We start from the raw sequence: 13,207 nt of genomic DNA on the forward strand, positions 1-13,207 counted from the left end.
GGTGGATGTCCATTTCCCCCTGCCAGGCATTGCACCTGAAGTGCTGCTGGCATCGTACAGTTTAAAGAGCAATCAGTATGTTGTAACTAAGTCGAAACAGAAAAGGACAATAAATCGGCGCAGATACCGGGATTATTGTCCGTCCAGACCACGAATCGGCTTTACCGAAGACCAGGCGCGGCACGACGGGCAGTGCCAGTAAAGCGCATGGGCGGTAAAACCGCATTTGTGGCAGCGATAGCGCGGCTTGGTGCGAATTTGCTCGCCCACCATATCGCGCAGCACCATCAGGCTCTCTTTCGCCCTGCCGTCTTCGGCTTCCTGCAGGTTGAAGTCCATAAGCCGGTGGAATACGCGCATGGTAGGATGCCGCTGTAGCTGGCGGGTGATATAGGTCTGCGCCACGTCAGCCCCTTCATCGCGGTCCAGAATACCGGCAAGGTAGAGTTCGGCGGCCGCACCCGTATTCTCCTCCACGCAGCGCTTGAGATAATCGCTCCATGCCTTTGGCTGGTTAAGGTGTTCGAAGCAGGTTTCCAACATTTCCAGCGTCTCGCTGACCAGTTCCCGATCCTGTTCAATAACGCGCTGCAGGTGCATTACGGCTTTGGCATAATCGCCTTTCGCCATAAAAATCCGCCCCATCATAATAGAGATGCGGGCACTGTTACGATCGGCGGCTTCGCCCTTCTTCAGCAGGTTCATTGCACGATCAAGATCGTCACTGCCCATGGCCTGCAAAGCCAGTTCGCAGTAGAAATGGGCGATTTCCATTTTCTTCTGCTCTTTACCCAGCTTCACCAGCCGCTCCGCGACTTCGATCGCATTCGGCCAGTCGCTGGTGGACTGATGAATAATCAGCAGCTGCTGTAGCGCGCCAATGCGAAAATCGGTTTCTTCAACCAGTTGCCCGAACATCTGTTCAGCACGATCGTACAGCCCGGCCACCATGTAATCGCGCCCCAACTGCTGGATTGCAAGCAGCCGCTGATCGTAAGTCAGAGAAGCACTTTCCATCAGGGCCTGGTGGATGCGGATGGCGCGGTCTACTTCACCACGGGAACGGAACAGGTTGCCCAGCGTCAGGTGAGCCTCAACCGTACCGCTGTCTTCTTTAAGCATGTCAAGAAACAGGTCGACGGCTTTGTCCTGTTGATTCGAAAGCAGGAAGTTCACCCCGGCCACGTAATCGCGTGACAGGCGGCTTGCTTCCTGTTGCTTATCCTGTTGCGCACTTCTGCGCCCCATATACCAGCCGTAGGCGGCGGCTACGGGGAGTAACAGAAACAGCAGTTCCAACATAAATGATTATTCCTTGACGGCTGGCGTTCTTGACGCCGTCCCGGCAGCATCCGTCTGCCCGATCTGATGCTGCAATCGCTTAAGCTTACGCTGGCTGTTAACCAGTGCAACGCGAACACGTAGCCAAAACAGACCACATATTGCCCACCCCAGCAGGAAGCCCACGGCAAACAGTGAAGCCAGCAGTGTAGAGATACGGAATTCACCCTGCGCCAGCAGATAGTTGAAGGTGACGACCTGATCGTTGTGCGCACCCAAAGTGACTGAAATGACGAAGATCGCCAGAACCACTAAAAAAATCAGCAAATATTTCACAGTTCATCCCGTAATCTGATGTTAATCAGATGAATTATGCCAAAAAAAACGCCCTGATGCTTGTGTTGATACTCGTAGATTTCAGGCGCCGCACTAATTCCCTGCCCCCATCACGCCATTATGCAAAGTCGTTGATAGTTATGGGGGCAAAAAACTGACTTACAATCGACATCACTCATTTTCTCGCTGGTTGATTTCCTGCTGTTCCTGCGGCAGCACGCTCAGCGGACCGCAGAAGCGCTGGGCGAGCCACGTTGCCAGAGTAATAAACAGCCAGCTTAACAACGTAGATACGATAAGATCCTGCGGCCAGTGCATTCCCAGCATTAGTCGGCTGCCCATCACCAGCGAGGCCCAGCATAGCAGCAGTATAATTGTGGCATAACGCCGACGCGGCCACAGCAATCCTACACCAAGCAGCGCCCAGCTGGCAGCAAACATGGTGTGTCCTGAAGGGAATGAAAATCCGGTTTCAAACGCCCAGTGCCGTTTCAGCCAGCCGGGCAGCTGCGTATTATCTTCTACCGCCTCTTCGACCAGGTGACTGCGCTGTTTGCGTTTTAATTCATAAAAGTACTCATTACTGACACCCTCGGCTTTTTCCAGCCACAAGACGTATGGGCGAGGCTCCTGCACCCGATCTTTAATCAGGCTTTTGGTGTACTGGCCGACGAGGATAGTACCGACCAGAATGGCCAGCAAAAATATCGCCGGTTTGAAGCGGAAACGTAAACACCAGAGGAACCAGCCGCACAACACCACGCTGGTAATAACGCCCCACGGACGGGTGACCGTCTCGGTAAACCAGAACAGGATCAGATATCCCCAGCCCATTTCACCAGGCTGCCACTGCCAGCCGGAAAGCGCGACCAGCACGGGCATTGTCAACAACAGAAGCATCCCGATCGTGGTTCGTCTGAGAATTTCAGGCATCTTTCTTCCTTAAAAAGTTCGGTTATTTCTCTGGATTGATATAACAATAGTAATAAAAATAATAACATATAGATTGCGACGGTGATAATTGTGCGTTATCACTGGATAGCTCAAACATGTTAACCTTCGCACCGCGGGTTATGGCAAAATAGCACGTATTGTTAGCCGTCAGGCAACTGACACTGCGCCATCTGATGATAGCGTACACCTGAAGTTTCTGGAGAGTCACATGCAGCTTAAACGGGTGGCAGAAGCCAATCTGCCCACGCCCTGGGGCGATTTCCTCATGGTCGGTTTTGAAGAACTGGCAACCGGGCACGATCATGTTGCGCTGGTTTATGGTGATGTTTCTAACAGCGAACCGGTACTGGCGCGCGTTCATTCCGAATGCCTTACCGGTGATGCGTTGTTCAGCCTGCGCTGCGATTGCGGTTTCCAGCTGGAAGCGGCGCTGACGCACATCGCCGAGCAGGGCCGCGGGATCCTGCTTTATCACCGGCAGGAAGGACGCGGCATTGGGCTGCTGAATAAAATTCGCGCCTACGCGTTGCAGGACAAAGGCTATGACACGGTAGAAGCCAACCATCAGTTGGGATTTGCCGCCGATGAGCGCGACTTTACCCTGTGTGCAGATATGTTCAAACTGCTGGGCGTTGACGAGGTGCGTTTGCTGACCAACAACCCGCGTAAGGTGGAGATTCTTACTGAAGCGGGGATCAATATCGTTGAACGCGTTCCGCTGATTGTGGGCCGTAATCCGAATAATGCGCACTACCTCGATACCAAAGCCGAAAAAATGGGCCATCTGCTGTCGAAGTAATACCGGGTACGGAGTGCATTGCTGCTGAAGACGTAAAAAGCCGCTACTTTTGATAGCGGCTTTTTTCTTTTCCCGACAGTCGATATGGTCTGGCGGACTGCGGACAGTCAGTCGCGAAGCATATTACGGATCACGTAATGCAGAATGCCGTCATTCTGGTAGTAGGTCAGCTCGTTGCCGGTATCAATACGGCAGCGTGTATCCAGAACGTCTTTACTGCCGTCAGATCGCGTTAGCGTCACTTTTACCGTCGTTCCCGGTTTCAACTGCTGGAGATCCGCAACATCGATCAGCTCATCGCCGGTGAGTTTCAATGTTTTCCGGGTGACGCCCTGCGGGAACTCAAGCGGCAGAATCCCCATTCCGATCAGATTGGAACGATGGATGCGTTCAAATGACTCGGCAATCACTACCCGAACGCCCTGCAAACGCGGCCCCTTCGCCGCCCAGTCGCGGCTGGAGCCGGAACCGTACTCTTTCCCGGCAATGATGGCCAGCGGGATGCCTTCTTCCCGGTAACGCATTGCCGCGTCGTAAATCGCCAGTTGTTCATTGCTGGGAATGTGCCGTGTAATCCCCCCTTCCACTCCCGGCACCATTTCGTTGCGGATGCGAATGTTCGCGAAGGTTCCACGCATCATCACTTCATGATTGCCGCGCCGCGAGCCGTAGGAGTTGAAGTCGGTGCGTTCAACACCGTGATCCAACAGATAACGCCCCGCCGGACTTTCGGCCTTGATGCTGCCCGCGGGAGAGATATGGTCGGTGGTGACCGAATCGCCGAGCATCGCCAGAATACGAGCGCCTTTGATATCCTCTACCGGCTCCGGTTCTTTTGCCATCGTGTCAAAAAACGGTGAAAGACGGATATAGGTCGAGTCGTTATCCCACGAATAGGTTGCCGCCTCGCTGACCTGAATTTGCTGCCACTCAGGCGTCCCGGCAAACACTTCGGCATACTCTTTATGGAACATTTCGGTCGACACCATCTGCACCGCAGCGGCTATTTCTTCCGGCGACGGCCAGATATCCTTCAGATAAATCGGCCTGCCGCTGGCATCTTCACCGAGCGGATCGGTTTGCAGGTTCAATTTCATATTGCCGGACAGCGCATAGGCCACCACCAGCGGCGGTGACGCCAGCCAGTTGGTTTTCACATACGGATGGATACGTCCTTCAAAGTTACGGTTACCCGACAGAACGGCACCGACGGTCAGATCGCCCTGACGGATGGCAGTTTCAATCTCATCCGGTAACGGTCCTGAGTTACCGATACAGGTCGTACAGCCGTAACCCACCAGGTTGAATCCCAGGCGATCGAGGTAAGGCGTAAGACCTGCGGTAGCGAGGTAGTCAGATACCACTTTCGATCCCGGCGCCAGCGAGGCTTTGACCCAGGGTTTGCGCTGCAGTCCAAGCGCGGCGGCCTTTTTCGCCAGCAGTCCGGCGGCCATCAGCACGCTGGGGTTCGAGGTATTGGTGCAGGAGGTGATAGCGGCTATCACCACCGCCCCATCCTCCAGCTGATACTGCTGTCCACTGCGGGCGTCGCGATAGCTAACAGCCTGACGATCTTTCTGCGCGTGATTAACTTCCAGCTCGTTGCTCGCACGGAAGGCAGCAGGAACATCGCCCAGCGCCACACGGTCCTGAGGGCGTTTAGGACCTGCCAGACTTGATTCCACCTCCCCCATATCCAGCGAGAGGCTGCTGGTAAACACCGGTTCGTCACCGGGGTGCCGCCACATCCCCTGCGCGCGGGCATAGGCTTCCACCAGCGCCACCTGCTGGTCGCTGCGCCCGGTCAGCCGCATGTACTCCAGCGTTACGCCATCAACCGGGAAAAAGCCGCAGGTTGCACCGTATTCCGGTGCCATATTGGCAATGGTCGCACGGTCTGCCAGCGGCAGATCCTTCAGGCCGTCGCCGTAGAACTCAACGAACTTGCCCACCACGCCGTGCTTACGCAGCATCTGAGTGACGGTGAGAACCAGATCGGTGGCGGTGATCCCGGGTTTCAACTTGCCGGTCAGCTTGAATCCGACCACATCCGGGATCAGCATGGAAACGGGCTGCCCCAGCATCGCAGCTTCGGCTTCTATACCGCCTACACCCCAGCCCAGCACGCCAAGAGCGTTAATCATGGTGGTGTGGGAATCCGTGCCGACCAGCGTATCGGGAAACGCGACCTCCCTGCCATGTTGCTCCTCATGCCAGACGGACTTGCCAAGATACTCAAGATTCACCTGGTGGCATATCCCGGTCCCCGGTGGCACCACACTAAAGCGATTGAAGGCTTTCTGCCCCCAGCGCAGGAAAACGTAGCGCTCGTGGTTGCGCTCCATTTCCAGTTGCACATTCTCTTCGAAAGCGTCGTCATCGCCAAAGCGGTCGACGGTAACGGAATGGTCGATCACCAGATCGACGGGCGAAAGCGGGTTAACCTTCGCCACATCGCCCCCCAGACGCTTCACCGCTTCACGCATCGCGGCCAGGTCCACCACCGCCGGTACGCCGGTAAAGTCCTGCATCAGAACACGAGCTGGCCGATAGGCAATTTCTCGATCGGCATGGGCGTCCTTCAGCCAGTCAGCAATGGCCTGGATATCTTCCTCGGTGACAGAGTCGCCATCCTGCCAGCGCAGAAGATTCTCCAGCAGGACCTTCATGGATTTAGGCAGACGATCGATATCGCCCAGTTGAGCGGCGGCTTTTACCAGGCTGAAGATGTGATACGTCTGGCCGTCAACGTTCAGCGTATCCTGGCTGATTTCACGTAGGGTGTTCGACATTGCTCCTCCTTTATTATTGTGTTTGCTCTACCTGCCGCATAACCGGACTCAATGCAGGGTTAACTTTAAAGATAGTACAAAAAGGAGGTAACATTTTGATAACAACACAAAATGCCAAACTGAAAAACGTAAAACACCCCGCCAACACTGTCAGCAGGGCTTCAAATTAATCACTCAGGTTATTTATATTCATGCGATTATTCTGCATCAGCATGCTAACAGGCACGGTATTATGATAAGAATTCATAATTCGAATTAAATACTAATTGCGGATAATCTCGGTGAAATTATTGAGCTGTATTCATCTTTGTTGATAACGGTATATCACGTTATCGTTTACCGAAAACAGCATCTATTTACCATGAGGAAAAATAATTCCCATAGTCATTACATTTCACGTTAATTGTTTACCAGAAGTAACTATTGATAATTAGAATCAGGCAGAAAAGCAGAAGCCGGATATGAAAATTTTCATTACCCGGCTTGATTTATTTGGCTTTTCCATCTTCAATTATAGATTGGATAAATTTCAGCTGCATCTCATTCAGACACCAGGCTGCGGGAATAATCACCTGAGAAATCTTATCATCATTGCCGAAATCGTCATCGAGTTCGGCAATGCTACTGCTGTCCAGCTTGCCATTCAGGAGCTGCATAGTTAGTTCCAAAGGTTCCAGACCATTGTAACGACCAGTACCCAAAACAGGAAAGAGCCCGCGAAGAGCGCCAGCCAGGCGTTACGCTTGAGGTTATCGCTGCCGCTATGCTCAGCATCCTGTGACTCGTGACCGAAATTGGACCGTACAGATAATCTAGTAGCCATAATTGATACTCACTCTCATTAACACAATGTTTCAACCAGTAATTGGCACGAATCCTAATCAGCCGGTTGCCCAAGATCCAGTCATTTTCATTAAACTAAACGCTTAAAAACATTAGTAAGTCACTGAAGAACATTAATAAGGTGTTTTAAGTTAATCATTCAGCATAAAAACTTTATCACTCTGATATGTCCCCGGCGTTCAGCTCGGCGCTGTCAGATATCAGAGTCCCCTTTACCTGGCTAACCAACGCAATCCTCTGCTCGTTGGCGTTGGATATATTATGGGAATAGTCTTAATTTTTCGCAAAGATTCACGACGAAAAATGTGTACTATTTCTCACTTCATCAATAACAATGGGAGAACATGTGATAGAGATTTCATTTATTGCAAAGAAAGGAAAGAAACTAACGATGGCAGTGAAAGGCGGGAGCTTTCATTAAGTTCAGACCCGTTACAATCTGAACTTAAGATAATTAGAAACAAATGTAATTATTTAGCGGGTAATTTAATATCTTTAAACATCGCTTCAATATCTTCATTGGAACGCAGTCCAACGGCGGTATCGACCACATCACGCGTCAGATGCGGGGCAAAACGTTGTATAAAGTCATACATATAGCTGCGCAGGAAGGTACTGCGACGGAAGCCGATCTTCGTCGTGCTGTAGGTGAACACGTCCGTCGCTTCAATTCGCACCAGATCGGGGTCGGATACCGGGTCTACGGCCATGCTGGCAATAACGCCTACCCCCAGCCCCAGACGCACATAAGTTTTGATCACGTCGGCATCGGTCGCGGTGAAAACGATACGCGGCGTCAGACCTGCGCGGTTAAATGCCGTATCCAGTTCGGAGCGCCCGGTGAAGCCAAAGGTGTAGGTGACCAGCGGATACTCAGCCAACTCTTCAATCGACACTTTCGATTTACCGGCCAATGGATGATCCGGTGTGACCACGATTGCACGATTCCAGTGATAGCACGGCAGCATGATCAGATCGTCGTAAAGGTGTAGCGCCTCGGTGGCAATGGCAAAATCCGCATTGCCCTTAGATACGGCTTCAGCAATCTGAGTCGGCGACCCCTGGTGCATATGTAACGAAACGCGGGGATAGCGTTCAATAAAGCCTTTGATCACATTGGGCAATGCGTAACGTGCCTGTGTGTGGGTGGTGGCAACGTACAGTGAACCTTTATCCGGCCAGGTATGCTCGCCGGCAACCGATTTAATCGCATCGACTTTTGACAGGACTTCGCGGGCAATACGGATGATTTCCTGCCCGGCGGGTGTCACCTGAGTCAGGTGCTTACCGCTTCGGGCAAAGATTTGAATGCCCAGTTCATCCTCCAGCATACGAACCTGCTTACTGATGCCGGGTTGAGAGGTGTACAGCCCTTCGGCCGTTGAAGAGACATTGAGGTTGTGGTTAACCACCTCAACGATGTACCGCAGCTGCTGCAATTTCATTTTTCATTCCGTCCAGGGTCTGAAGCAACGTGCCGAAAACCCTACAGAAGAAGACACCAGAAATCTGGTCAGCGTCAGGTTAGCGGTCTAATGCGATTTAATAATAAGAAGAGGGATATCTATAACAACTATATCAAAAATGTGGGATATGTATAGCGTCAGCAGGGAAACATTCATCAACAATCGGTTAGATTATCAGCAAAGTGACCATTCAGGGACAAACCGCAACGGCCTGCCCCTGAATGGGAGAAATCAGCGTGGATTACTTCTTGCTAACTTCCCATTTTCCATCAACGAAGAAGGCCGACCAGCCGGTAGCTTTGCCGTCTTTTTCTGTGCTGACGTACTGCTGTTTGGTTTTACGGCTGAAGCGAACGACGGCCTTGTTGCCTTCCTCATCCGTCGCTGGCGCATCGGCCAGATAGCGCAGCTTTTCAGGCAGACGGTCGCGGAAACGCTGCAGCTCTTCAACCTGAGGCGCACGGGTTTCGCGCGATTTAGGGAAGGTGTTGGCTGCAAGGAATACGCCCGCCGCACCATCGCGCAGAACGAAGTACGCATCTGATTTTTCGCACGGCAGCTCCGGCAGTGGAACCGGATCTTCCTTCGGCGGCGCAACTTCACCATTACGCAGAATTTTACGCGTGTTCTTACAGTCGTCATTGGTACAGGCCATGTACTTACCGAAGCGCCCCATTTTCAGGTGCATTTCGGAACCACATTTCTCGCACTCCACGATCGGGCCATCATAGCCTTTGATGCGGAATTCGCCCTGTTCAATTTCGTAACCGTCACACTCCGGGTTGCTACCGCAAACGTGCAGCTTACGCTGATTATCAATCAGATAGCTGTCCATCGCCGTGCCGCATTTCTGGCAGCGGCGACGCGCACGCAGCGCGTTAGTTTCCGCATCGTCACCCTCAAGAATATTTAACACTTCATTCTCAGGGATCAAATTAATGGTCTGCTTGCAGCGCTCTTTCGGCGGCAGAGCATAGCCGGAACAACCGAGGAACACGCCTGTGCTGGCAGTACGGATACCCATCTGGCGCGAACAGGTCGGGCACTCGATCGAAGTCAGCACCATCTGGTTGGGCTGCATGCCGCCCTCTTCCGGGTCCTTTTCCGCCTGCTCGAGCTGCTGGCTGAACTCACCGAAGAATTTATCCAGAACGGCCTTCCACTGCGCCTCGTTATTCGCCACCTTGTCGAGGTTATCTTCCATGTTGGCGGTGAAATCATAGTTCATCAGTTCGCGGAAGTTCTCTTCCAGACGATCGGTAACGATTTCTCCCATCTTCTCTGCATAGAAACGACGGCTTTCCACTTTAACGTAGCCGCGATCCTGAATGGTTGAGATGATCGATGCGTAGGTAGAAGGACGACCAATACCACGCTTTTCCAACTCGCGCACCAGCGAGGCTTCGCTGAAACGTGCCGGTGGTTTGGTGAAGTGCTGGCTTGGCGTCAGCTGCTGCAGGTTCAGCTCGCTACCTACGTCTACCGGAGGCAGGGTGCGATCTTCATCGCCCTTGCGCAGCGCCGGCATCACCCGGGTCCAGCCGTCGAAACGAAGCGTACGGCCCTTAGCTTTCAGTTTGAAATCGCCCGCCGCTACGGTCAGGGTGGTAGAGTCATACTGTGCAGGCATCATCTGACAGGCAACGAACTGACGCCAGATCAGCTGGTACAGTTTCTGCGCATCCGCTTCCATGTCTTTCAGCTGTTCAGACTGAATGTTCACGTCGGAAGGACGAATCGCTTCGTGCGCCTCCTGCGAGTTGTCTTTGCTGGTATAAACGACAGGAGCTTTTGGCAGATACTTCGCGCCAAATTCTTTTTCGATATAGCCGCAAACCATGCTTACCGCATCCTGACTCAGATTCGTCGAGTCGGTACGCATATAGGTGATGTGACCCGCTTCATACAGGCGCTGAGCCATCATCATGGTTTTTTTAACACCGAAACCAAGACGAGTACTTGCCGCCTGCTGTAGCGTTGAGGTGATAAACGGTGCGCCGGGTTTACTGCTGGTTGGTTTGTCTTCACGATCGGCAACAACATAGCGCGCTTTTTCCAGAAGGCTGACAGCCGCCTGAGTTTGCTCACCGTTTACCGGACGGAAGGGTTTGTCACCCTGATGCGTGACCTGCATCGGCAGATCTGCACCTTTCGGCGTGGTCAGCGCGGCATTCAGTTCCCAGTACTCTTCCGGAACGAAGGCTTTAATTTCACGTTCACGCTCCACCACCAGACGCACGGCAACGGACTGAACGCGGCCAGCAGACAGGCCACGAGCGACTTTCTTCCACAGCAGTGGTGACACCATATAACCCACCACGCGGTCCATAAAGCGCCGCGCCTGCTGGGCATTTACCCGGTCAATGTTCAGTTCGCCAGGCTTTTCAAACGCCTGACGAATTGCATTCTTGGTAATTTCGTTAAAGACCACGCGGCTATAGCGTGAATCATCGCCACCGATCACTTCCCGCAGGTGCCATGCAATGGCCTCCCCTTCGCGGTCAAGGTCCGTTGCGAGATAGATATGGTCAGCGTTCTGCGCCAGTGATTTCAGTTCAGCAACCACTTTTTCCTTGCCTGGCAGGATTTGATAATTTGCCTCCCAGCCGTGATAAGGATCGACGCCCATGCGGTTTACCAACGCCGCCTTTTCGTCTTTTTTGACCTTCTTCGCTGTTTTACTGGTTGTAGAGTCAGCGCTCTTTTTAACCGTTGATCCACTCGTCGGCAAATCGCGGATATGACCGACGCTGGATTTAACCACGTAGTCATTGCCGAGATATTTATTGATTGTTTTGGCTTTTGCCGGGGACTCAACTATTACGAGAGCTTTTCCCATAGTTACCTTTACCTGATTAAAACATCCGAGAGTAAGTAGTGCCGTCCAGGCCTGCGCTGCACATTGAAGATAGAGCTATCGGGAGAATGATACCGATCCCGGATAACTTTTTATCAATTTTCGTGCCATTACAAGTCTTTTAACACATTGATAAACGGTACTATTTACTACCTGTTAAGCGAATCTCTAACAAAGCGTAAACTCGCTTTTACGCCCGGAACCCGAAACGCCCACACTCTACCTGATAAAATCTGTTACGCAACTTAATTAGCATCAAGCACAGATTTCCGCCAGAAAAGGCTGTAAAAAGAGACAGTTTTCTATACCACCACCATGATTGCGGATTTATCAGCCAAGCGTACAATACCCCGCAGCGGAATCACTATAAAGGAGGGAATATGGATCTGGACCAGCAAACTATCGATCGCAGCAGCCTGCTGGCAATCGCCAATCAGATGATTGCCGAGCACAAAGACTTTTTTGACGGCATGGCTACAACGGGCGTTGAGCAAAAGGGTGAAGTGCTGATTTTTAGCGGTGACTACTTCCTTGATGAACAGGGCCTGCCTGGTCCCCGCAGTACTGCAGTATTTAATGTGTTCAAATTTTTAGCGGTCGAGCTTTCGCCGAAATACCGACTCGACGAATAGCGCCCGCCTGAACGGGCGCTGTCTGACGAATTACAGCAGGGGTTTTTCGCCGCGCTGCCAGAGGCGGAGCAGCAGACGTTCAGCGCTGGCCATCGCACTTTGTGTAAAACGATCCATCATGCGTTTACGCTGAGCAAAACGCACGCCGATGACCTGGCGCTTCTCGATGTGTTCCAGCAGCAGATCGTCACTGGTACCAATGGCATCAACCAGCCCTTTCTCCAGTGCCTGGCTGCCGTACCAGTGTTCACCCGTGGCCACGCTGTCAATATCCAGCGACGGGCGCATCTGATGAACAAAATCCTTGAACAGCTGATGGGTTTCGTTGAGATCCTGGCGGAATTTTTCGCGACCGGCGTCGGTATTTTCCCCCAGCATGGTCAGCGTCCGCTTATATTCCCCGGCGGTATGCAGTTCAAGGTCAATATCATTGCGCTTCAGCAGTCGGTTAAAGTTAGGGATCTGCGCCACTACGCCAATCGAACCGATAATCGAAAACGGCGCGGCGACGATACGTTCCGCCACGCAGGCCATCATGTAACCGCCGCTGGCCGCCACTTTATCGACAGCAACGGTCAGGGGGATTCCCTTGTCGCGCAGGCGCTGCAGCTGCGATGCCGCCAGGCCATAACCGTGTACCACGCCGCCGGGGCTCTCCAGGCGCAGAAGCACTTCATCGCCGCTTCGTGCCACGGCAACCACCGCAGAGATCTCTTCGCGCAAAGAGGTGACTTCTCCGGCGTCCATACTGCCTTTGAAATCGATCACAAACAGCGTCGGTTTACTTTCCGTCTTCAGACCGCCCTGTTTTATCTGCTGCTTAGCCAGCTTGTGCTTCAGTTTTTCTGCCTTTTTTCGTTCCTTGATCCACTGCTTCTGCTGCTCTGGCTCTACCTTAGCCAGTTGCATATCGTCACGCATTTCGCGGTAACGGTCGCTCAGATGCGTCAACCGGAGCTGGCCGGTCTGGCTTCGCTTGCGGGCTGCAAGATTGGCAATAACCAATGCAATGGCGGCAATAGCCACCACTACGGTGACGGTTTTCGCTAAAAAGAGTCCATAATAAGAGAGTAGTTCCACTCAATCCGCCTTAATTAACATTGTATTAGTGTTGTTCCAGTGTAACCGACTCTCGACGATTGGTCGCCTGCAACCCGGTAACATGGCATTAACGGGCAGGTCCCAGGATTGCACTCGCCTCATTTTTCAGGCATAAAGCATTTAATTCTATGTTCTGCAAGAACTTA

The 13,207-nt window shown here is 52.4% G+C and carries 11 protein-coding genes; 2 read left to right on the forward strand and 9 right to left on the reverse strand.

Going from position 1 to position 13,207, the window contains the following annotated elements:
- Positions 1 to 132 precede the first annotated feature (132 nt).
- From lapB to pgpB, 3 genes are all read right to left on the reverse strand, one after another.
- Positions 133 to 1,302, reverse strand: coding sequence for a lipopolysaccharide assembly protein LapB (gene lapB / locus IBT47_RS04515; protein WP_105594731.1), 1,170 nt, complete (start codon positions 1,300 to 1,302; stop codon positions 133 to 135).
- A 6-nt stretch (positions 1,303 to 1,308) separates the two neighbouring features.
- A complete protein-coding gene (locus tag IBT47_RS04520; RefSeq protein WP_200559566.1) occupies positions 1,309 to 1,617 on the reverse strand; it encodes a LapA family protein in 309 nt (102 codons plus the stop codon).
- A 171-nt stretch (positions 1,618 to 1,788) separates the two neighbouring features.
- Positions 1,789 to 2,550, reverse strand: coding sequence for a phosphatidylglycerophosphatase B (gene pgpB / locus IBT47_RS04525; RefSeq protein ID WP_200559568.1), 762 nt, complete (start codon positions 2,548 to 2,550; stop codon positions 1,789 to 1,791).
- Between the two features lie 229 nt (positions 2,551 to 2,779).
- Here pgpB and ribA point away from each other — a divergent pair, with 229 nt between their 5' ends.
- The gene (gene ribA, locus IBT47_RS04530) at positions 2,780 to 3,370 is read left to right on the forward strand and encodes a GTP cyclohydrolase II (RefSeq protein WP_105594734.1); all 591 of its coding nucleotides are present in this window, start codon (positions 2,780 to 2,782) and stop codon (positions 3,368 to 3,370) included.
- Positions 3,371 to 3,477: 107 nt separating this feature from the next.
- On the opposite strand, the gene acnA is transcribed toward ribA, so the two are convergent.
- From acnA to topA, 5 genes are all read right to left on the reverse strand, one after another.
- Positions 3,478 to 6,162, reverse strand: a complete 2,685-nt coding sequence (gene acnA, locus IBT47_RS04535; RefSeq protein WP_200559570.1) for an aconitate hydratase AcnA — start codon at positions 6,160 to 6,162, stop codon at positions 3,478 to 3,480.
- A gap of 488 nt (positions 6,163 to 6,650) precedes the next feature.
- On the reverse strand, positions 6,651 to 6,818 hold the full coding sequence (locus IBT47_RS04540; protein WP_200559572.1) for a hypothetical protein: 168 nt from the start codon (positions 6,816 to 6,818) through the stop codon (positions 6,651 to 6,653).
- Positions 6,819 to 6,820: 2 nt separating this feature from the next.
- The gene (locus IBT47_RS04545; protein WP_105595190.1) at positions 6,821 to 6,985 is read right to left on the reverse strand and encodes a YmiA family putative membrane protein; all 165 of its coding nucleotides are present in this window, start codon (positions 6,983 to 6,985) and stop codon (positions 6,821 to 6,823) included.
- A gap of 490 nt (positions 6,986 to 7,475) precedes the next feature.
- On the reverse strand, positions 7,476 to 8,450 hold the full coding sequence (gene cysB, locus IBT47_RS04550; protein WP_105595191.1) for an HTH-type transcriptional regulator CysB: 975 nt from the start codon (positions 8,448 to 8,450) through the stop codon (positions 7,476 to 7,478).
- 262 nt (positions 8,451 to 8,712) lie between these two features.
- Positions 8,713 to 11,310 (reverse strand): type I DNA topoisomerase, encoded by a 2,598-nt coding sequence (topA, locus tag IBT47_RS04555; protein ID WP_200559574.1) that lies wholly within the window; start codon positions 11,308 to 11,310, stop codon positions 8,713 to 8,715.
- Between the two features lie 398 nt (positions 11,311 to 11,708).
- Here topA and IBT47_RS04560 point away from each other — a divergent pair, with 398 nt between their 5' ends.
- Positions 11,709 to 11,960 (forward strand): DUF2498 family protein, encoded by a 252-nt coding sequence (locus IBT47_RS04560; protein ID WP_200559576.1) that lies wholly within the window; start codon positions 11,709 to 11,711, stop codon positions 11,958 to 11,960.
- A 30-nt stretch (positions 11,961 to 11,990) separates the two neighbouring features.
- On the opposite strand, the gene sohB is transcribed toward IBT47_RS04560, so the two are convergent.
- The gene (gene sohB, locus IBT47_RS04565) at positions 11,991 to 13,040 is read right to left on the reverse strand and encodes a protease SohB (protein ID WP_200559588.1); all 1,050 of its coding nucleotides are present in this window, start codon (positions 13,038 to 13,040) and stop codon (positions 11,991 to 11,993) included.
- Positions 13,041 to 13,207: the final 167 nt, after the last annotated feature.

The organism is Erwinia sp. S43 (genome assembly GCF_016624745.1).
Lineage (GTDB): Bacteria > Pseudomonadota > Gammaproteobacteria > Enterobacterales > Enterobacteriaceae > Erwinia > Erwinia coffeiphila.

Excerpts from the sequence above, each read along its gene's own strand:
- lapB (WP_105594731.1), bottom strand. The coding sequence starts at position 1,302 with ATGTTGGAACTGCTGTTTCTGTTACTCCCCGTAGCCGCCGCCTACGGC.
- pgpB (WP_200559568.1), bottom strand. The coding sequence starts at position 2,550 with ATGCCTGAAATTCTCAGACGAACCACGATCGGGATGCTTCTGTTGTTG.
- ribA (WP_105594734.1), top strand. The coding sequence starts at position 2,780 with ATGCAGCTTAAACGGGTGGCAGAAGCCAATCTGCCCACGCCCTGGGGC.
- acnA (WP_200559570.1), bottom strand. The coding sequence starts at position 6,162 with ATGTCGAACACCCTACGTGAAATCAGCCAGGATACGCTGAACGTTGAC.
- IBT47_RS04540 (WP_200559572.1), bottom strand. The coding sequence starts at position 6,818 with ATGCAGCTCCTGAATGGCAAGCTGGACAGCAGTAGCATTGCCGAACTC.
- IBT47_RS04545 (WP_105595190.1), bottom strand. The coding sequence starts at position 6,985 with ATGGCTACTAGATTATCTGTACGGTCCAATTTCGGTCACGAGTCACAG.
- cysB (WP_105595191.1), bottom strand. The coding sequence starts at position 8,450 with ATGAAATTGCAGCAGCTGCGGTACATCGTTGAGGTGGTTAACCACAAC.
- topA (WP_200559574.1), bottom strand. The coding sequence starts at position 11,310 with ATGGGAAAAGCTCTCGTAATAGTTGAGTCCCCGGCAAAAGCCAAAACA.
- IBT47_RS04560 (WP_200559576.1), top strand. The coding sequence starts at position 11,709 with ATGGATCTGGACCAGCAAACTATCGATCGCAGCAGCCTGCTGGCAATC.